15 protein-coding genes and 1 pseudogene are annotated in these 18,479 nt (G+C 66.2%); 10 read left to right on the forward strand and 6 right to left on the reverse strand.

All coding sequences use genetic code 11. From position 1 onward, the window contains the following. Positions 1–353: 353 nt before the first annotated feature. From QW881_RS09525 to QW881_RS09535, 3 genes and pseudogenes are all read left to right on the forward strand, one after another. Positions 354–974, forward strand: a complete 621-nt coding sequence (locus QW881_RS09525; RefSeq protein ID WP_315757112.1) for a glutathione S-transferase family protein — start codon at positions 354–356, stop codon at positions 972–974. Between the two features lie 105 nt (positions 975–1,079). After that, positions 1,080–1,832: pseudogene (locus QW881_RS09530) on the forward strand (hybrid sensor histidine kinase/response regulator); the annotation flags it as partial. A gap of 433 nt (positions 1,833–2,265) precedes the next feature. After that, on the forward strand, positions 2,266–3,279 hold the full coding sequence (locus QW881_RS09535; protein WP_315757050.1) for a hypothetical protein: 1,014 nt from the start codon (positions 2,266–2,268) through the stop codon (positions 3,277–3,279). Positions 3,280–3,282: 3 nt separating this feature from the next. On the opposite strand, the gene QW881_RS09540 is transcribed toward QW881_RS09535, so the two are convergent. Then, positions 3,283–4,416 (reverse strand): site-specific DNA-methyltransferase, encoded by a 1,134-nt coding sequence (locus QW881_RS09540; protein WP_315717257.1) that lies wholly within the window; start codon positions 4,414–4,416, stop codon positions 3,283–3,285. A gap of 384 nt (positions 4,417–4,800) precedes the next feature. Here QW881_RS09540 and QW881_RS09545 point away from each other — a divergent pair, with 384 nt between their 5' ends. Both QW881_RS09545 and moaB read left to right on the forward strand, forming a co-directional pair. Then, positions 4,801–5,721, forward strand: a complete 921-nt coding sequence (locus QW881_RS09545) for a neutral zinc metallopeptidase (RefSeq protein ID WP_315739946.1) — start codon at positions 4,801–4,803, stop codon at positions 5,719–5,721. A gap of 12 nt (positions 5,722–5,733) precedes the next feature. Beyond that, on the forward strand, positions 5,734–6,294 hold the full coding sequence (moaB, locus tag QW881_RS09550) for a molybdenum cofactor biosynthesis protein B (protein ID WP_315757051.1): 561 nt from the start codon (positions 5,734–5,736) through the stop codon (positions 6,292–6,294). Positions 6,295–6,334: 40 nt separating this feature from the next. Here moaB and QW881_RS09555 read toward each other — a convergent pair whose 3' ends face one another. From QW881_RS09555 to QW881_RS09570, 4 genes are all read right to left on the reverse strand, one after another. Next, on the reverse strand, positions 6,335–6,748 hold the full coding sequence (locus tag QW881_RS09555) for a hypothetical protein (RefSeq protein WP_315757052.1): 414 nt from the start codon (positions 6,746–6,748) through the stop codon (positions 6,335–6,337). A 136-nt stretch (positions 6,749–6,884) separates the two neighbouring features. Then, entirely contained in the window at positions 6,885–7,814 is a 930-nt protein-coding gene (locus QW881_RS09560) for a bifunctional helix-turn-helix transcriptional regulator/GNAT family N-acetyltransferase (protein ID WP_315757053.1), read from the reverse strand. 64 nt (positions 7,815–7,878) lie between these two features. Continuing rightward, complete coding sequence (locus QW881_RS09565; protein WP_315757054.1) at positions 7,879–8,451, reverse strand: glycosyl transferase; 573 nt, start codon at positions 8,449–8,451, stop codon at positions 7,879–7,881. Positions 8,452–8,627: 176 nt separating this feature from the next. After that, positions 8,628–11,045 (reverse strand): phosphoketolase family protein, encoded by a 2,418-nt coding sequence (locus QW881_RS09570; RefSeq protein ID WP_315757055.1) that lies wholly within the window; start codon positions 11,043–11,045, stop codon positions 8,628–8,630. A gap of 190 nt (positions 11,046–11,235) precedes the next feature. Here QW881_RS09570 and QW881_RS09575 point away from each other — a divergent pair, with 190 nt between their 5' ends. The 4 genes from QW881_RS09575 (at position 11,236) to QW881_RS09590 (ending at position 15,542) form a co-directional block, all read left to right on the forward strand. Further along, positions 11,236–12,414 carry a PA0069 family radical SAM protein gene (locus tag QW881_RS09575; RefSeq protein ID WP_315757056.1) on the forward strand — a complete coding sequence of 393 codons (1,179 nt, stop codon included), beginning with the start codon at positions 11,236–11,238 and terminating at the stop codon, positions 12,412–12,414. A 30-nt stretch (positions 12,415–12,444) separates the two neighbouring features. Continuing rightward, positions 12,445–12,894 carry a VOC family protein gene (locus QW881_RS09580; RefSeq protein ID WP_315757057.1) on the forward strand — a complete coding sequence of 150 codons (450 nt, stop codon included), beginning with the start codon at positions 12,445–12,447 and terminating at the stop codon, positions 12,892–12,894. 75 nt (positions 12,895–12,969) lie between these two features. After that, a complete protein-coding gene (locus QW881_RS09585) occupies positions 12,970–13,824 on the forward strand; it encodes a ribonuclease HII (RefSeq protein WP_315757058.1) in 855 nt (284 codons plus the stop codon). A 209-nt stretch (positions 13,825–14,033) separates the two neighbouring features. Then, complete coding sequence (locus QW881_RS09590) at positions 14,034–15,542, forward strand: glycosyltransferase family 39 protein (protein WP_315757059.1); 1,509 nt, start codon at positions 14,034–14,036, stop codon at positions 15,540–15,542. A 120-nt stretch (positions 15,543–15,662) separates the two neighbouring features. On the opposite strand, the gene QW881_RS09595 is transcribed toward QW881_RS09590, so the two are convergent. Beyond that, the gene (locus QW881_RS09595; protein ID WP_315757113.1) at positions 15,663–16,484 is read right to left on the reverse strand and encodes a uracil-DNA glycosylase; all 822 of its coding nucleotides are present in this window, start codon (positions 16,482–16,484) and stop codon (positions 15,663–15,665) included. A 303-nt stretch (positions 16,485–16,787) separates the two neighbouring features. Here QW881_RS09595 and QW881_RS09600 point away from each other — a divergent pair, with 303 nt between their 5' ends. Beyond that, entirely contained in the window at positions 16,788–18,446 is a 1,659-nt protein-coding gene (locus QW881_RS09600; protein WP_315757060.1) for an electron transfer flavoprotein-ubiquinone oxidoreductase, read from the forward strand. Positions 18,447–18,479 lie beyond the last annotated feature (33 nt).

Genomic DNA, 18,479 nt, shown 5'->3' on the forward strand with positions numbered 1-18,479 from the left:
TATAAGACGTAAAGCCCATCGCGCAGGGAATGCCGGATGACCGGCTGGACCTGTGGTGACTGCCGCCTGCTTTCTTTTCTGCAGGCGGGCCATGGGTTGCGGCCAGCACCCGGCATTCCCTGCGCCCTCCTCTTTGCGAGGGTCCCTCTCGGCAACACCTCGGGCGCTGCGCGCCGCGAGAGGTGAGCCCGTGTCCTTCATCGGGATGTCTGTCGTCGCATCGCCATCGATCGGCATGGGTCGAGCACGCGGCCCGCAGAATGCAGATCGCCCATGACGTCGCACGCGGGGGCCAGGGGTGGACGGTCTGGATGGGTGCAGATAGGGTCGGATATCATCTGTCAGGGATCACCATGCTCAAGCTCTATGTCGCGCCGGGCACCTGCGCGCTCGCTTCACATATCGCGCTGGCCGAGACGGGCGCCGACTACGTCGCCGAGAAGCTCAGCTTCAAGACCAACCAGCAGAACAGCCCGGACTATCTCGCGATCAATCCCAAGGGGCGCGTGCCGGCGCTGGTGACGGAGCAGGGCGTCCTGACCGAGACGCCGGCGATGCTCGCCTATGTCGCGCAGCGCTTTCCCGAGTCGCGGCTTGCGCCGCTCGACGACGTCTTCGCCTTTGCCGAGGTGCAGTCCTTCAACAGCTATCTCTGCTCGACGGTCCACATCGCCCACGCGCACAAGATGCGGGGCTATCGCTGGGCCACCGAAGAGTCCTCCTTCGCCGACATGAAGAAGAAGGTGCCGGAAACGATGAGCGCCTGCTTCGCGCTGATCGAGCAGAAGATGCTGCGCGGCCCGTGGGTGATGGGCGAGCGGTACACGATCTGCGATCCCTATCTTTTCACGATCGCGCAATGGCTCGAAGGCGACGGCGTCGACATCAACGCCTTCCCGAAGGTCGCCGCTCATTTCAAGCGCATGGCTGAACGACCGGCGGTGAAGAAGGCGCTCGCCGAGGTGGCGGGCTGACGGCCATCCTTGAAGCCATGGCGTCGGAACAGCGCCCGCAGTATGGCGCATCGGGAGAGCGGAAAAAATAGCCGCGCGAAGCCGGAACCCAGCTCCGGCCATCGACGTTGCAGGAGGCCGTGGCCGGACGTCGCGCTCGACCCCAAGGCGTTCGGGACGCTCGCGCTCGTCGTGCATGAGATGATGACGAACTCGGCGAAATACGGCGCGCTGGCCGACTCCACCGGGCAGGTTCAGGTGGCGTGGCGACTGGATCCCGGCGCAAGCCTCGTCATCGATTGGAAGGAGAGCGGCGGACCTCCGGTGCAGCCGCCGACGCGCCGCGGCTTCGGCACCACCATCATCGAGCGGTCGGTGCCATTCGATCTCAAGGGCGACGCCGAGATTCGCTTCGATCTGCTCGGCGTTCAGGCCCGCTTCATGATTCCCGCCAATTTCGTCCAGCTGGTTCCGGCGCCGACCGGCGCGGTCCCACGTCCCGAGCGGAAGCAGGAGCCGACGCCGCGTCTCTCAGGCGCCGCGCTGATCGTCGAGGACAATTTGATCATCGCGATGGGCGCCGAAGTGATTCTGCTCGAGCTCGGTGCGCGGCAAGTCGACACGGCGGCTTCGGTCGGTCAGGCGCTGAAGGCGATCGAGCGCGCGGTGCCGGGCTTCGCGCTGCTCGACATCAACCTCGGCGCGGAGAGCAGCCTGCCGGTCGGGCACCGGCTGAAGGAGCTCGGCGTGCCCTTCATGTTCGCCACCGGCTATGGCGAGCGCGCGCCGATTCCGCCCGAGCTGTCCGACGCGCCGATCATTCAGAAGCCGTACACGCGCGAGCTGGTCGAGAAGGCGTTGACGAAGATGATGAAGTGAGCGGGGCGCGGCGTGTGGTCGATGTGCGCGTCATGTTCGCGACGGCCATGGCGAGCGTACGTGGATGAAGCGGCGAGTTTGTCCGACGCCGTCGTACACGCGTGGGACCGTCGAGAGTCATTGACTTAGATCAAGTGAGGCGCACGCGCATCAATGTCTGGACTACGCCTTGCGGTGATTGGCATTCAGGATTTCAGTCTTGGGTTTTCTCACATCCGCGTGTTGTCTCGAATGGCACAGCACGCGTGACGTCGTCGTATCAACGCGAATTCCCACTGTTGCTGCGACAAAACAGCCTAAAAATATTAGAACGCATCCAAAGGACACCGCTGTTCTAACATTGTTTCGACAAATGGAACCTCCGCAGCCTTATTCCGAACGAAGTCATCGCCGAAACGGCGCAGCGGGGGCGCGTTGAATCGTCGGAGGTGTGATGACGAATCGAACGACGAGTTTGTTGCCGCGCGTTGCTGTCGCCGTGCTGGCGGGAGCGGCTGCGGCGACAATCGAGTTTACACCGGCATCGGCTGCTGACGAATGCCTTGCAAAGCCTGCGGGAACGCCGGCGGGGAAGCACTGGTTCTATCGCATCGATCGCGCGACGAAGAAGCAGTGCTGGTATCTGCGCGACGACGATCGCGAGGCGAAGGGCGCGTCGCTCGTCACGCGCAAGCTCGCCTCGCAGAAGGAACGGGCTCAGCTCTCGTCGACCGCGGCCAATGCACGTGCCGAGATCCAATCGTCGTCCAAGGACGCCGCCGATGAGGTGAAGGTCGTGTCCTCGACACCGACCGCCGCGCCGTCTGTGCCGGCGACGTCTGCGTTTCCGTCGGTTGCCGCATTTCCGGCCGCGCCGGCGCCCGTCGCGTCAGCGCCGGCGGCGCCCGACCCGGTCGGCGCGGCCGTGAACGAATCTGCTGTTGCGACGCGTTGGCCCGACCAGTCCGGCACGCTGCCGGCAGCGGCTGAGCCCGCCGCGCCCCGCGCGTCCTACACGCTCGCGGCCGCCAGTGACACCAGCGCCGCGGAAGCGGCTGCTCCCGCGACGCCGGCGCTGGCCGCTGCGGATGCGTCGCCGGCCGTGACGCTCGGCATGTCGGGGGATGATGCGTCCAGGACGCGGATGTTTGCTTTCCTCGGCGCAGTCGCGATTGCGGGCTTCTCGATTAGCGTGCTGTTTGCGCGCGCCCGGGGCAGGCGGCAGCTTCGCATCGAGCCGGTGGCCGCCCGGCGCGTCACGCGTTGGCCGGCGGAGCCCGAGCTCGATCGCATGCACCTGCCGCCGGTGGACAGCTACTATCCGGCCCTGGCGGGACGCAGGGGTAAATCGTCGCAGTCCACCGCGCAGGTCTCGGTCGTGCCGCGCGACGACGTTCGCTACCACGAGCAGTACGAGGTCGAAGACCTGCTGGCGCGCTATTCCGGACAGGAGCGCCGGAATTCGTGAGCGTCAGGCGGCGGACATCTCGGAGCGGATCTCGGCGCGCAACTCGTCGATCAGCCTGAGGCCGCCCTTGGTCTCGACGTGCCAGAAGGTCCAGCCGTTACAGGCAGGCAGACCTTGCGCCACCGCGCCGATGCGGTGGATCGAACCGACCTTGTCACCCAGCATGATGGCCCCATCGGCGCGCACCAGCGCGCCGTGGCGGCGCTTGGAGTCGACGAGCTTGGTGCCGGGCGCGATCATGCCGCGTTCGATCAGCTCCGAGAAGGCGACGCGCGGCGCTTCGCGCGCCGTCATGAACGGTGCGAGCGTTGCCTCCGGCAGCGGCTCGACCGCGGCGATGCGCCGCTCTGCCGCCTTCGCATAGACCTTGTCGCGCTCGAAGCCGATGTAGCGGCGGCCGAGGCGTTTTGCCACGGCTCCGGTCGTGCCGGTGCCGTTGAAAGGATCGATCACCAGATCGCCGGGTTTCGAGGATGACAGCAGCACCCGCGCCAGCAGGCCTTCCGGCTTCTGCGTCGGATGGATCTTCTTGCCGTCGCCGTCCTTCAGCCGTTCCTCGCCCGTGCACAGCGGAATCAGCCAGTCCGAGCGCGCCTGGACGTCCTCGTTGGCGGCCTTCAGCACTTCGTAGTTGAACGTGTAGCCCTTCGCCTTCTCGTCCCGCGCGGCCCAGATCATGGTCTCGTGCGCGTTGGTGAAGCGGCGGCCGCGGAAGTTCGGCATCGGGTTGGACTTGCGCCAGACGATGTCGTTGAGGATCCAGAAGCCGAGATCCTGCATGATCGCGCCGACGCGGAAGATGTTGTGATAGGAGCCGATCACCCAGATCGTCGCGCTCGGCTTCATCAGGCGGCGCGCGGCGAGCAGCCAGGCGCGCGTGAAGTCGTCATAGGCGGAGAACGAGGAGAACTTGTCCCAATCGTCGTCGACCGCATCGACCTGCGATTCATCGGGACGCTTGAGCTCGCCCTTGAGCTGCAGATTGTAAGGAGGATCTGCAAACACCAGGTCGACCGATGCGCCTGGCAGTTTCGACATCTCGGCGACGCAGTCGCCGACGATGATTCGCTGCTCTTCGAGGGTCTGAAATTTAGTGCGGGGCGCCCTTGCAGACGCCCCGCGACGCGACTCTACCATGACTCAAGAACTCTGACTCAGGCGACGCTGTCGGCGACGCGGGACCTAACAACCGACTGCCCACACATTGACCCGGCAAAGTAAAAATGGACTTAACCCGGAAAATTATTCGCATCGATGCGCACGCTTTCATCACGCGCACCAGCGACGAATTCCGTTCGTCGATGCACGATGGTCTCTGCGCAAGACGCCGATTGCGATGGGTTTTTCGCGCCGGTCGCGCGCGAGCGCAGCCGATCGAGGTTCGGCGCGGGCCGGTTTTTTTGGCTGCGCTAGGCAAAATTTGCCGGCCGGGTTATTGATTAACACAGTGGAAATTTTACCTGTCTGCCGCGTTAGGCATTTCGTGCAGAGCCGCGCGAGAATCGTGAGGAAAGGCCGCCCATGCGTTACGATGATTTCCGTCGCAGCGACGACATCGACGACCGTCGCGACGAAGGCGGCGGGATGGGCGGTGGTATGGGTCTGCCGATCGGCGGCGGCGGTCTCGGCATCGGCACCATCATCGTGCTCGGCCTGATCGGCTACGCCTTCGGCATCGATCCGCGCATCCTGATCGGCGGCGCCGAGATGCTGAGTCATGGCGGCGCGCCGACCCAGCAGGCGGACCGGCGCTCGCCGGGCCGGACGGGCGCACCCAAGGACGAGATGGGCGACATGATCTCCGGTGTGCTCGGCGAGATCGACGACCGCTGGAGCGAGATCTTCCAGGCCAGCGGCCAGAATTATACCGGGCCCAAGATCGTGCTGTTTCGCAACAGCACCAATGGCGGCCGCTGCGGCATGGCGCAGTCGGCGATGGGACCGTTCTACTGTCCGCCGGACCGGCAGATCTTCCTCGACACCAACTTCTTCCGCGAGGTCGAGACGCGCTTCCGGGGCTGCTCGGGCAGCGCCTGCAAGTTCACCGCGGCCTACATCATTGCGCACGAGGCCGGGCACCACATCCAGAACCTGCTCGGCATCCTGCCGCGCGTGACGCGGATGCAGCAGCAGTCGGACAACAAGGCCGAAGCCAACGCGCTGCAGGTCAAGGTCGAGCTGCAGGCCGACTGCCTGTCCGGGGTCTGGGTCAATCGCGAGGCCAAGAAGCGCCCGGGCTTCCTCGAGGAGGGCGACATCGACGCCGCGTTGACGACGGCCTCGGCGATCGGCGACGACACCTTGCAGCGGAAGGCGACCGGACGCGTGGTGCCGGATTCGTTCACCCATGGCTCCGCCGCGCAGCGCAAGCGCTGGTTCATGATCGGCTACCAGCAGGGCACGGTGCAGGCCTGCAATACGTTCAGCGCCAGTTCGCTGTAGGGAGACGCGATAATGGCGATCGACGAGAGCAAGAGCTTCATTCCCCTCAACATCGCCGTGCTGACGGTGTCCGACACGCGTTCGCTTGCCGACGACAAGTCCGGTACCACCCTGAGTGACCGCCTGACCGCTGCCGGCCATAGGCTCGCGGCGCGCGAGATCGTCACCGACGACGTCGAGAAGATCCGCGCGGTGGTGAAGTCGTGGATCGCCGATCCCGGCGTCGACGTCGTCATCACCACCGGCGGCACCGGCTTCACCGGCCGCGACGTCACGCCGGAAGCGATCGAGCCGCTGTTCGAGAAGCGCATGGACGGCTTCTCGATCGCTTTCCACATGCTGAGCCACGCCAAGATCGGGACGTCGACGATCCAGAGCCGGGCCACGGCCGGCGTCGCCGGCGCGACCTACATCTTCTGCCTGCCGGGATCACCGGGCGCCTGCCGCGACGGCTGGGACGGCATCCTTGCCGCCCAGCTCGACTACCGCACGCGGCCCTGCAACTTCGTCGAGATCATGCCGCGGCTCGACGAGCATCTGCGCCGGCCCAAGGCGCAGGGCGCGACGGCGTAGGGCCCCGGCACGACGACGCGCCGCGCGTCCATCGCACGCCTCACTTCGTTGGTACGATCTCGAAAGCGCCGCCGCCTTCGATCGCCGCGCCGATGAGGCCGCCCATCATGCTGGCGGCGAAATTCTGTCCGCGCGGTCCCACGACCATTCGATAGGTCTTGCCGGGCACGGCGGTGAAACGAATGTTCGACGAGCCCGGCGAGGACCATGTCGATACGGTGATCGTCGTGGCGCCCGGCGCAATCGGGCCGCTGTAGCTCTCGCCGCGGCCAAGGCTCGCCACCTTGGCGCCGTTGATCTCGATCGCCGCGGGCGCCGCCAGATAGAGGAAATCGGCCGTGCGCGTAATCGCGACCGTTGCGCGTCCTTTGGGCGCGGCGTGAGCCGCCGTCCCAGCCGCGACCCCCAACAAGCCTGCCAGCGCGGCAAGCGCCGCAAGCTTCGATCGCACCATCGATTCCATCACTGCTGATACCCGCCCCGTTTGGCGGGATACTACCGACGCGCGGGAACTTCGCAATCGGCATGCGCAACGTGTTGTGGGGGTGATCTCGGCCTACCGGCGGTTGCTGCAACCCGGGCGGCGCGGGCTACAGCTCGAGCCGCCATGTCTCGCCCGTCAGCGGGACGCCGAACATGGCGTGCGGCTCCTCGGCGATCTTGCGAAACCCGGCGCGGGCATAGATGTCGCGCGCGGCGGTGAGAATGCTTTGCGTCCACAGCTCGATCGTCCTGTAGTTCTTCTCGCCGGCGAAGCGGATGCATTGTTCGGTCAGGGCCCGGCCGACGCCGAGACCGCGGGCCTTCTTCTCGACCAGCAGCAGCCGCAGCTTGGCGGCCTCGTCGCTGCCCTTGACCAGGAAGATCGAGCCGACCGGCTCACCCGCAAGCTCGGCGATCCAGCAGTGCTCGCGCGCCGGGTCGTAGCTCCTGATGAACTGCGCGCCGATCTCGGCGACCAACGCCTCGAACGAGACGTCCCAGCCATATTCCTCGGCGTAGACGGCGCCGTGCCGTGAAACCACCCAGCCGATGTCGCCCGGGCGATGGCTGCGCAGCAGCACCGGGGAGCGGCCAGGCTGCTGCGGCTCCAGGGCGGTCTCGATCGTCGTCATTGCACCGACCAGCCGGTCGCGCACGGATGGCGCCAGCGGCGCCAGCATGGCCGCGATCTCCTTCTGCGAGCTGCGGTCGAGCCTGGCATAGGCCTGTCGTCCCTTGGCGGTGAGCCCGAGTTGCTGCTGCCTGCGATCGGTCGGCAATGGCGTGCGGGTGATCAGGCCCTGCTCGTCGAAGCTCTGGACGATGCGGCTGAGATAGCCGGCATCGAGGCCGAGCGAGAGACCGATCTCCTTGGCCGAGATGGCGTCGTACTGCGCCAGCTCATAGAGCACACGCGCTTCGGCCAGCGAGAACGGACTGTCGAGCAGATGCTGGTCCAGCGCGCCGAGCTTCCTCGTGTAGAAGCGGTTGAACGCGCGAACGGTGGCGACCTGGCCGTCGGATGGGGCAGGAATCATGTGGCACCTCCAATACTTGCCATTGTCAATCAATTGATTGACTTTGGCAAGTATTATCCCGATGCTAGACCATGACAATCCGGCTGCGCAGCATGGTCCGCGAGGAGCGGCCGAGCTGACGCAACAGGCGCGTCTCGGCACGCTTTCGATCGGGCTGGTAGCCGCCGACCTGCCGGTAATGATCGCGGGCGATCAGCAGGCCCTGGTCGCCGAGCGGTCCGACCAGGGCCCGAGCGACCGATCGCATCCGCTCGCGCAGGCTGATCACAGCGTAAGGAGACCTGGCGTAACGGAAAACGCCGGCGCGGGGCTGGCCGGCGGCGGCGACGCTCTGGACGAACTGCCTGGTTTCGTCGATCCAGCCGGGATCGAGCATCGCGCCGGCGGGCAGAAACATCAGCCAGGGCGCCCGCGCGTTCGCGGCCCCTGCCGCGAGTGCCGCGGCCTGGGAGCCCTCGAACTTCATGAAGTGGCAGCCGGCGACGTCCGCGACACGCTCGATCACGCTGGAATCGGGCGAGCGATCGACCAACAGCACCTCGGTGACGACACCGGCCGCGGCGCCTGGCACCAGCGCGGACAGGGTGGCCACGGCGGTCTGCTCGACACCCTCGGTCGGGATGATCACGCTCAGCATGAACCTGGCATCGTTATCTGTCGCGCCTCCAGCATGACTGTTATCATTTTGTCATAGCCAAATCAGCCCGCTGCGCTGCGGAATTTTGCAGCAAGTAGCCGGCCGCGCACCTTAGGGCAACGCCGAACGATTGCTATTTCAAGGTGCTGCGTTGCTGGAGCTCGCGCTTGGCTGGTTCAGTCGCCCGCCTGTGTCGGCGTGGTGCCGCCGGCGCTGTTCGGCCAGACCCAGTCGCGGATCGCCGGCATGTCCTCGCCATGCGCCCGGATGTAGCGGGTATGCTCGATCAGCGCATCGCGAAATTTCTGCTTCACGTGGGCCGCCGACACGCTGAGGCCCGGCACGCGTTCGATCGCCTCGATGGCGAGGTGGAAACGGTCGAGCTCGTTGAGGACGACCATGTCGAACGGCGTCGTCGTGGTGCCTTCCTCGATGAAGCCGCGCACATGCATGCCGGCATGGTTGGTGCGGCTATAGGTGAGGCGATGGATCAGATACGGATAGCCGTGATAGGCGAAGATCACTGGCTTGTTGGCGGTGAACAGGCTGTCGAAGTCGCGGTCGCTGAGGCCATGCGGATGGTCCTGCTTCGGCTGCAGGGTCATGAGATCGACGACGTTGACGACGCGGATCTTCAGGTCGGGCAATTCCTTGCGCAGGAGGTCGACGGCTGCGAGCGTTTCCAGGGTCGGGACGTCTCCGGCGCAGGCCATCACCACGTCGGGCTCTTCGTCGGCGGGCTCGGTGCCGGCCCAAGACCAGATGCCGATGCCGGCGTCGCAATGCGTCGCCGCCTCCTGCATCGACAGCCATTGCGGTGCGGGCTGCTTGCCGGCAACGATGACGTTGATGCGGTCGTAGGTGCGCAGGCAGTGGTCCGCGATCCACAACAGCGTGTTGGCGTCCGGTGGGAAGTAGATGCGGACGATATCCGCCTTCTTGTTGGCGACGAGGTCGACGAAGCCGGGGTCCTGATGGCTGAAGCCGTTATGGTCCTGCCGCCAGACATGCGAGGTCAAGAGATAGTTCAGCGACGCGATCGGGCGCCGCCACGGCAGCTCGCGTGACACCTTCAGCCATTTGGCATGCTGGTTGAACATCGAATCGACGATGTGGATGAAGGCCTCGTAGCAGGAGAACAGGCCATGGCGGCCGGTGAGCAGATAGCCTTCGAGCCAGCCCTGGCAGAGATGCTCGCTCAGCACCTCCATGACGCGGCCGTCATGCGCCAGATGGACGTCATAGGACTCGATGCCCTCCATCCACACGCGCTCGGTGACCTCGAACACCGCATCGAGCCGGTTCGACGCCGTTTCGTCGGGACCCATGATGCGGAAGTTTCGGGTCTTCGCATTCAGCGTGATCACGTCGCGCAGGAACTTGCCGAGCTCGCGCGTCGCTTCAGCGATGGTCTGGCCTGGTGAGGACACCTCGATCGCGAAAGCTTGATAGTCCGGCAGCTTGAGCTCGCGCTTGAGCAGACCGCCATTGGCATGCGGATTGGCGCCCATGCGTCGCTGCCCTTTCGGCGCCAGCGCCTGCAATTCCGGCCTGAGACGGCCATGGGCGTCGAACAGCGTCTCCGGCTCGTAGCTCTTCAGCCAGGCTTCGAGCAGCGCGAGATGCTCCGGCTTGCTGCGGGGGGTGGCAATCGGCACCTGATGGGCGCGCCAGAAGCCTTCGACCTTGAGGCCGTCGACCTCCTTCGGCCCGGTCCAGCCCTTCGGGCTGCGCAACACGATCATCGGCCAGCGCGGCCGTTGGATCGTTGCATCCGGCTGACGCGCATTCTGCTGGATGGAGCGGATGCTCGCGAGCGCAACATCGAGCGCGTCCGCCATCTGCCGATGCATCGCCTTCGGCTCCGCGCCTTCGACGAACAGCGGCTCGTATCCGTAACCTTCAAACAGGCATTTGATCTCGGCATCGCCCATGCGGCCGAGCACGGTGGGATTGGCGATCTTGTAGCCGTTGAGATGCAGGATCGGCAGCACCGCGCCGTCATGGGCCGGGTTCAGGAACTTGTTCGAATGCCAGGACGCGGCGAGAGGGCCGGTCTCGGCCTCGCCGTCGCCGACCACGCAAGCCACGATCAAATCGGGATTGTCGAACGCCGCACCATAGGCGTGGACCAGCGCGTAGCCGAGTTCACCGCCTTCATGGATCGAGCCCGGCGTCTCAGGCGCGGCATGGCTCGGGATGCCGCCGGGGAAGGAGAACTGCCGGAACAGCTTGCGCAGGCCATCGGCATCGCGCGTGATCTCCGGATAGATCTCGCTGTAGGTGCCTTCGAGATAGGTGTTGGCGACCATGCCCGGACCGCCATGGCCGGGGCCGCAGATGTAGATGACGCTGAGATCCTGCGCCTCGATGGCGCGGTTGAGATGGGCATAGATGAAGTTCAGGCCGGGCGTCGTCCCCCAGTGGCCGAGCAGGCGCGGCTTGATGTGCTCCGGTTTCAGCGGCTCGTGCAGCAGCGGATTGTCCAGCAGATAGATCTGCCCCACCGAGAGATAATTCGCCGCCCGCCAGTAGCGATCGAGCAGGTCAAGATCATCGGCCGGGGTGGTCTGTTGGGGAGAAGTGATCTGCATGGGACCTCGCTTGCCTTCCGCTTCGCGCCTGCGGGATACTGTATGAGAGTGACGCCGCACCGTCCTGTTCCAGCGCACCTGCAGGATAGAACGGGAATGTGATGGCTGGCCTTGCGCCCGTGCAGAGCATGCGTGCGCTTTTGTTCTATTTTGTTCTTGTAATGTTCTGTTTGCGTGCTATGTCTTGGCCATGAGCCGAGCATCTTCACATGCCCTCAAGCGCCCGCCGGTCCCGGTGCCCTCCGAGCCGGCGGGCGCGCCTTCGTCAGGTCCTGAGAATGACTTTCCCGAACTCGCGGTCGCCATCGAACGGGGCCGGCGCCGCGGCCGGGGTGCCCAATCCAACGCGAGCGGCCGCTACGAGGCGGAGGCCCGCGTTGTCTTCGATGATGGCTGGCAGAGCCTCGAGGAGCTGCCGCCGTTCAAGACGACGGTCGCGACCGACACCTCGCGCAAGGTCATCACCCGCAACGACTCGCCGGACATCGGTTTCGATCGCTCGATCAATCCGTATCGGGGCTGCGAGCACGGCTGTGTCTACTGCTTCGCGCGGCCGACCCATGCGTTTCTCGGGCTGTCGCCTGGTCTCGACTTCGAATCCAAGCTGTTCGTGAAGCCGGATGCGCCCGCGCTTCTGGAGAAGGAGCTGGCGGCCAGCGGCTACGAGCCGCGGATGATCGCGATCGGCACCAACACCGATCCCTATCAGCCGATCGAGCGCGAGCGGAAGATCATGCGCGGCATCCTCGAGGTGCTGGAAAAGGTTGGCCATCCCGTCGGGATCGTCACGAAGTCGGCGCTGGTGATGCGTGATGCCGACATCCTGGCGCGGATGGCCAAGAAGAACCTGGCGAAGGTCGCGATCTCCGTGACCACGCTGGATCCGAAGCTGGCGCGCACGATGGAGCCGCGGGCCTCGACGCCGTCGAAGCGGCTGGAGGCGCTGCAGGCGCTGTCCAAGGCCGGCATTCCGACCACGGTGATGGTGGCGCCGGTGATCCCGGCGCTCAACGACAGCGAGATCGAGCGCATTCTCGATGCCGCCGCCCATGCCGGCGTCAAGGAAGCGGCCTATGTGCTGCTGCGGCTGCCGCTGGAGGTGCGCGACCTGTTCCGGGAATGGCTACTCGAGCATTATCCCGACCGCTACCGCCACGTCTTCACCCTGATCCGCGACATGCGCGGCGGCCGCGATTACGACTCGCAATGGGGCACGCGAATGAAGGGGACAGGCCCGATGGCCTGGATGATCGGCCGCCGCTTCGAGATCGCCTGCGAGAAGCTCGGGCTGAACAAGCGTCGGACCAAGCTGACGACCGATCATTTCGTGCGGCCGAAGGGCGGCGGCCAGCAGCTCAGCCTGTTCTGAAGCGTGCGGAGAGTAAGTGGAGAGTAAGTGATGAGCGCACAAGCGAGCGTTCCGCGGTTCACCGTCATCACACTCGGTGTGTCCGAGATGCGGCGGAGCATCGCCTTCTATACATTGCTCGGCTTCGTCCGAAAATTCCGCGCGACCGGCGAGGCCGTGGCATTCTTCGAGACCGGCGGGACGGTGCTGGCGCTGTACCCGTGGGGCGCGCTCGCCGATGACGCGGGCGTGCCGGACGCACCGCGCCCTCAGGCGTTCCGAGGCGTGACGCTGGCATGGAACTGCCGCTCGGAGGCTGAGGTCGATGCGGCGCTCGCGTCGGCGGTGGAGAAAGGCGCGATGCTGCTGAGACCGGCGCAACGGACCGACTATGGCGGTTATAGCGGCTATTTCTCCGATCCGGACGGTCATGTCTGGGAAGTGGTGGTTGCGCCGGGGATTGATGTCGGCGAGGATGATCGAGTGCATCTGCCGGCGTAGTCGGTCGCCGGCAGGGGGCGAATAGCGGGGAATTGAGGCCCGTTCGGGTTGCGCCGCCGCCAGCCGTTTCGCACCATGGCGGCCATGATTCGCGATCAGTCAAAGAAGCCGGGCAGGGCGAAAGCAGCGAGCCGTGCCGTAGCGAAGAGCGCCCCTGCAAAGGCCGCGACCAAGCCTGCTGCCCCGGGTGCTGCCGGCAAGTCGGGCGCCAAGCTCGGCAAGGGCGTCATCGCGGTGGCGCCGCCGAGCTTCCGGCGTGAGCGCGCGCTGTTGAAGCAGGGCGTCTGGCCGGTCGCGGGCTGCGACGAGGCGGGACGGGGTCCGCTGGCCGGTCCGGTGGTCGCTGCGGCCGTGATTCTCGACCCTGCGCGCATCCCCAGGGGTCTCGATGATTCCAAGCGCCTGAGCGCGGAGCAGCGCGAGGCGCTGTTCGACAAGATCTGCAAGACGTCGGCGTTTGCGGTGGCCGTCGCCTCGCCGGCGCGAATCGATCGCGACAACATCCTGCGTGCCTCGCTCTGGGCGCTGTCGCGCGCCGTGAGGGCGCTGCCCGAGGCGCCGAAGCACGTCTTCGTCGACGGCCGCGACCGCATCGACGTCGATTGCGGCTGCGAGGCGGTGATTGGCGGCGATGGTCTGGTGATGTCGATTGCGGCCGCCTCGATCGTCGCCAAGGTCACGCGCGACCGGCTGATGTGCGCGCTGGCGCAGGATTGCCCGGGTTACGGCTTCGAGCAGCACAAGGGCTATGCTGTGCCGGAGCATCTCGCCGCATTGGACCGGCTTGGCCCCTCGGTGCATCATCGCAGCCTGTTCGCGCCTGTCGTCGCCGCCCGGCGCAAGCATCAGCCGTGGACCGATGTGCCGGAGCCGGATCTCTTCGCGGAGGTGACCGTGGTGACATCCACCGAAATCTCGCTCGAGGTCTGATGCAGGTTGCCTCGCGGGCGCCGCGGTCTTAATAGTTTTGGTCAGCCAGCCAGCACGAAGTGTCACCCCTCGCAGCAGGGGCGGTGTTGTGCGCCCCGATCGTGCGGTATCGATTGCGGGCGTCGGACAGCGAGGCTGCTGCGGATGAGCGACGGTCCTGCCGGCCTCCTCGACGTCCTCAGCGATTCAGCCAAGCGATCCAGCCGTTCATGCGTTTCACGTCACTGGTTGTCGAACTGATCCGCGCAAGGCCGCGGCTGGTCGTCGTCATCGTGGTGCTGTGCCAGGCCCTGATGTGGCTCGGCGTCGCCATGCTGTTCTATCGCAGCCCGCCCGGCCAGCTTGCCACCACCATCGCGTTCGGACGTGAATACCAGGTCGGCACCGATCTCGGCCCGCCACTGTCGTTCTGGCTGTCGGACATCGCCTATCGTCTCGCCGGCAATCACCTGCTCGGCGTCTACGTGCTGGCCGTGCTGTGCTCGGCCCTGGGTCTGTGGGTGATGTATCTCCTGGCGGGGGCGATCGTCGGCGGGCAGCAGGCGGTGCTCGCCGTGCTGCTGACCATGACCATCACCGCGTTCGGTGCACCCACGCTGGAATTCGGTCCGGAGGTGCTGGCGCGTCCGCTCTGGGCGCTGCTGCTGCTCCATAGCTGGCGGATTCTCGGCGAGGGCCGGCGCAACGCCTGGTTTGCCTGGTCGATCGAGGCCGGCCTGCTGCTGCTGACCACCTCGGCCGCGGCGGGCCTGCTGCTGCTGATCGCCGGCTTCGTGGTCTCCACCGCGCAGGGCCGCCGGGTGCTGCGCTCGTTCGATCCGCTGTTCGCGCTGCTGGTGGTGCTGGCGCTGGCGCTGCCCTACCTCATCTTCGTGCTGCGCGCCGACAGCGTCGGGCTGCCGGCGCTGCCCGTTCTCGCCGAGCTCTCGGTGCGCGCCTGGCATTGGCTCGCCTTGGCTGGCGGGGCGCTGCTGGCGATCTCGGCCATCGTGCTGCTGGTGCTGCTCGACGCCAGCTGGATCAGCCGCAGCGAGACCGACGCCCCGATCATCTACCGCCGTTCGGTCCCGCCGCTCGCCCGCGACTTCGTCTATTGCTTCGCGATCGCACCGGCCCTGGCGGGCAGCCTGATCTCCGGCCTGTTCGGTCTGCCCACGGTGTTCGGCGGCGTCGCCGTCACCTTGACGATGGTCGGCCTCGCGCTGGTGGTCGCGTCCGGCGATCTGATCTATCTGCGCCGCCAGCGGCTGCTGCGCACGGTGTGGGCGGCTGCGGTCGCTGCACCCGCGGTTTTCGTTGCCGGCAGCGCCGTGATTCAGCCCGTGATCGGCGAGGGCGAGGTCGCGACGTCGATGCCGGCCCGCGACATCGCCCGCTTCTTCGTCGAGAGTTTTGAGCGCCGTACCAACCAGCGGCTGCAGGCGGTCGCCGGCGATCCGCAGCTCGCCAGCCTGGTCGCGCTCGGTCGCCGCCGCGCGCATCTGTTCCTCGATGCCACCCCGCAGCGGACGCCCTGGGTCACGCCGGCGAAATTCGCCGAGAGCGGCGGCGTCGTGGTGTGGCGCGCCTCCGACACGGTCGGCACCCCACCGCCTGACATCGCCCTGCGCTTTCCGGGGCTGGTGCCGGAGGTGCCGCGCAGTTTCGACTGGCTGATCAACGGCCGCCAGCCGGTACTGCGCATCGGCTGGGCCATCGTGCGGCCGAGGGGGCCTTAGCGCTTTCCATGCGCCGTCATTGCGAGGAGCGAAGCGACGAAGCAATCCAGGGCTGCGCGCGTGACTCTGGATTGCTTCGCTTCGCCGCTGCGCTCGCAATGACGGAAGCGAATTGGGTCTTCAGACCGCTATCACCGTCGCGATTGCGCGCAGATCCTGCCAGGACAGTCGCTTGTAGGACGGCGAGCGCAGCAGATAGGCCGGATGGAAGGTCGCGATCGCGCGGATCGTCCGCTTGCCGGTGTCGTAGTCGCGCCATTTGCCGCGCACGCGCATGATGCCCTCGGTCGTACCGAGCAGCGACTGGGTCGAGGGATTGCCGAGCGTCACCAGCACATCGGGATCGACCAGCTCGATCTGGCGGCGAATGAACGGCAGGCAGATCTGCGTCTCCTGCGGCGTTGGCGTGCGGTTGCCGGGCGGGCGCCAGGGAATGACATTGGCGATGTAGACCTTGCTGCGGTCGAGCCCGATCGCGCCGATCATGCGGTCGAGCAGCTTGCCGGAGCGGCCGACGAATGGCAGGCCCTCGATGTCCTCGTCGCGGCCGGGCGCCTCGCCGACCAGCATGATGCGCGCCTGCGGATTGCCGTCGGCGAACACCAGCCGCGACGCCGTCTGCTTCAGCGCGCAGCCGTCGAAAGTCTCCAGGAGTTCGCGCAGCGCCTCCAGCGTCGGCGCCGTCCGCGCCGCCTCGCGGGCCGAGGCGACGGCCGCTTCCGGCGGAGGCGGCGGTTCTCCGCGCGGCGGAATGATCGCCGGCGCGGCCGGCCGGCCAGGCTGCGCCGCCACTTGGCGGGCGGCGGGAGTCGCGGCGGGGAACGAAACCGCCTCGGGCTCGACCAGCCGGTTGATCGGCTCGTCGGCCAAGGCGCAATCGACCCCGGCCTCCAGATAGAAGGCGAGCAGTTGCCGGACGTCGGGGAGGGGCTCGGGGGTCATCATGATCGATCGCCGCGGCAGTGTACGCTGCCTCGGCGCATGGCGGAATGCATTTCGGTGGTTGTCCTGCCCCGAAAAATCGGAAACAAGAGTTTGGAATAACCCAAAAAGGGACGGAACGCCCTAGTGTTCCGGCGCCAGCCGTCGCTCCCCCTCCGGACTAGCCCTCAGCGAACGGTGAACGCCTTCAGGAACCCTAGTTAAGTCATTGTTGCCATTGCAGCTCCGGGTTTGACCTTTGCACGCGCCAGGGGGCGGCAGAGGTCGGGTCCCCTGCACCGGCCGGGCCTGAGATCGAGAGAGATGAGCACCGAAGAATTACCTCCGCGCGAATCCATGGAGTTCGACGTCGTCATCGTCGGCGCCGGCCCCTCGGGCCTGTCCGCCGCGATCCGGCTGAAACAGCTCAATGCCGACCTCAACATCGTCGTGGTCGAGAAGGGCTCCGAGGTCGGCGCGCACATTCTGTCCGGTGCGGTGATCGATCCGGCGGCGCTCGACAAGCTCATCCCCGACTGGCGCTCGGACGACGATTGCCCGCTGAAGACCCAGGTCAAGGTCGACAAGTTCTTCTGGATGACCGAGAGCAGCGCGATCTCGCTGCCGGGCTTCGCGATGCCGCCGCTGATGGACAACCATCACTGCTACATCGGCTCGCTCGGCAATGTCTGCCGCTGGCTGTCGCGCAAGGCCGAGGCGCTCGGCGTCGAGATCTATCCGGGCTTCGCGGCCACCGAGGTGCTGTATGACGAGCAGGGCGCGGTGCGCGGCATCGCCACCGGCGACATGGGCATCGGCAAGGACGGCAAGCCGAAATCCTCGTTCACGCGCGGCATGGAGCTGCTCGGCAAGTACACGCTGTTCGCGGAAGGCGCGCGCGGCAGCCTGTCCAAGCAGCTGATCGCGAAATTCGCATTGGACGCCAAGAGCGAGCCGGCGAAATTCGGCATCGGCCTCAAGGAAGTCTGGCAGATCGATCCCGCCAAGCACCAGAAGGGGCTGATCCAGCATTCCTTCGGCTGGCCGCTCGACATGAAGACCGGCGGCGGCTCGTTCCTGTATCACTACGACGACAATCTGGTCGCAGTCGGATTCGTCGTCCACCTGAACTACGACGATCCCTATCTGTCGCCGTTCGAGGAATTCCAGCGCTTCAAGACGCACCCGTCGATCCGCGGCGTGTTCGAAGGCGGCAAGCGCCTCGCCTACGGCGCACGCGCCATCACCGAAGGCGGCTATCAGTCGGTGCCGCGGCTGTCGTTCGCCGGCGGCGCGCTGATCGGCTGCGCGGCGGGCTTCGTCAACGTGCCGCGCATCAAGGGCGTGCACAACGCGATGGGCAGCGCGATGCTCGCGGCCGAGCACGTCAATGCCGCGCTCGCATCCGGCCGCGCCAATGACGAGCTGGTCAGTTACGAGAACGCCTGGCGCGGCTCGCCAGTCGGCGAGGATCTGTTCAAGGTCCGCAACGTCAAGCCGCTATGGTCGAAGTTCGGTACGGTGCTCGGCGTCGCGCTCGGCGGCTTCGACATGTGGTGCAACACGCTCGGTTTCTCGTTGTTCGGCACCCAGTCGCACGTCAAGCCCGATCGCGCCACGCTCGATCCCGCCAAGGCGCACCAGCCGAAGCCGGCGATGAAGCCGGACGGCAAGTTGACCTTCGACCGGCTGTCCTCGGTGTTCCTGTCGAACACCAATCACGAGGAAGACCAGCCGGTGCATCTGAAGGTCGCCGACATGGCGCTGCAGAAGAGCTCCGAGCACGACGTCTATGCCGGACCGTCCAACCGCTATTGCCCTGCGGGCGTCTACGAATGGGTCGAGGAGGGCGCCACCCCGCGCTTCGTGATCAACGCGCAGAACTGCGTCCACTGCAAGACCTGCGACGTCAAGGATCCCAACGGCAACATCACCTGGGTTCCTCCGGAAGGAGGCGGTGGGCCGAACTACGAGGCGATGTAGCCTCGCATAACGCACGATTGCGTGAGTCGGCTG

This window comes from Bradyrhizobium sp. SZCCHNS3016 (assembly GCF_032484535.1).
Lineage (GTDB): Bacteria > Pseudomonadota > Alphaproteobacteria > Rhizobiales > Xanthobacteraceae > Bradyrhizobium.

Bases quoted from the DNA above. Each gene is read 5' to 3' on its own strand.
- QW881_RS09565 (WP_315757054.1), bottom strand. From the start codon at position 8,451: ATGCTGAGCGTGATCATCCCGACCGAGGGTGTCGAGCAGACCGCCGTG.
- moaB (WP_315757051.1), top strand. From the start codon at position 5,734: ATGGCGATCGACGAGAGCAAGAGCTTCATTCCCCTCAACATCGCCGTG.
- QW881_RS09575 (WP_315757056.1), top strand. From the start codon at position 11,236: ATGAGCCGAGCATCTTCACATGCCCTCAAGCGCCCGCCGGTCCCGGTG.
- QW881_RS09600 (WP_315757060.1), top strand. From the start codon at position 16,788: ATGAGCACCGAAGAATTACCTCCGCGCGAATCCATGGAGTTCGACGTC.
- QW881_RS09545 (WP_315739946.1), top strand. From the start codon at position 4,801: ATGCGTTACGATGATTTCCGTCGCAGCGACGACATCGACGACCGTCGC.
- QW881_RS09585 (WP_315757058.1), top strand. From the start codon at position 12,970: ATGGCGGCCATGATTCGCGATCAGTCAAAGAAGCCGGGCAGGGCGAAA.
- QW881_RS09540 (WP_315717257.1), bottom strand. From the start codon at position 4,416: ATGGTAGAGTCGCGTCGCGGGGCGTCTGCAAGGGCGCCCCGCACTAAA.
- QW881_RS09555 (WP_315757052.1), bottom strand. From the start codon at position 6,748: ATGGTGCGATCGAAGCTTGCGGCGCTTGCCGCGCTGGCAGGCTTGTTG.
- QW881_RS09535 (WP_315757050.1), top strand. From the start codon at position 2,266: ATGACGAATCGAACGACGAGTTTGTTGCCGCGCGTTGCTGTCGCCGTG.
- QW881_RS09560 (WP_315757053.1), bottom strand. From the start codon at position 7,814: ATGATTCCTGCCCCATCCGACGGCCAGGTCGCCACCGTTCGCGCGTTC.
- QW881_RS09590 (WP_315757059.1), top strand. From the start codon at position 14,034: ATGCGTTTCACGTCACTGGTTGTCGAACTGATCCGCGCAAGGCCGCGG.
- QW881_RS09525 (WP_315757112.1), top strand. From the start codon at position 354: ATGCTCAAGCTCTATGTCGCGCCGGGCACCTGCGCGCTCGCTTCACAT.
- QW881_RS09595 (WP_315757113.1), bottom strand. From the start codon at position 16,484: ATGACCCCCGAGCCCCTCCCCGACGTCCGGCAACTGCTCGCCTTCTAT.
- QW881_RS09580 (WP_315757057.1), top strand. From the start codon at position 12,445: ATGAGCGCACAAGCGAGCGTTCCGCGGTTCACCGTCATCACACTCGGT.
- QW881_RS09570 (WP_315757055.1), bottom strand. From the start codon at position 11,045: ATGCAGATCACTTCTCCCCAACAGACCACCCCGGCCGATGATCTTGAC.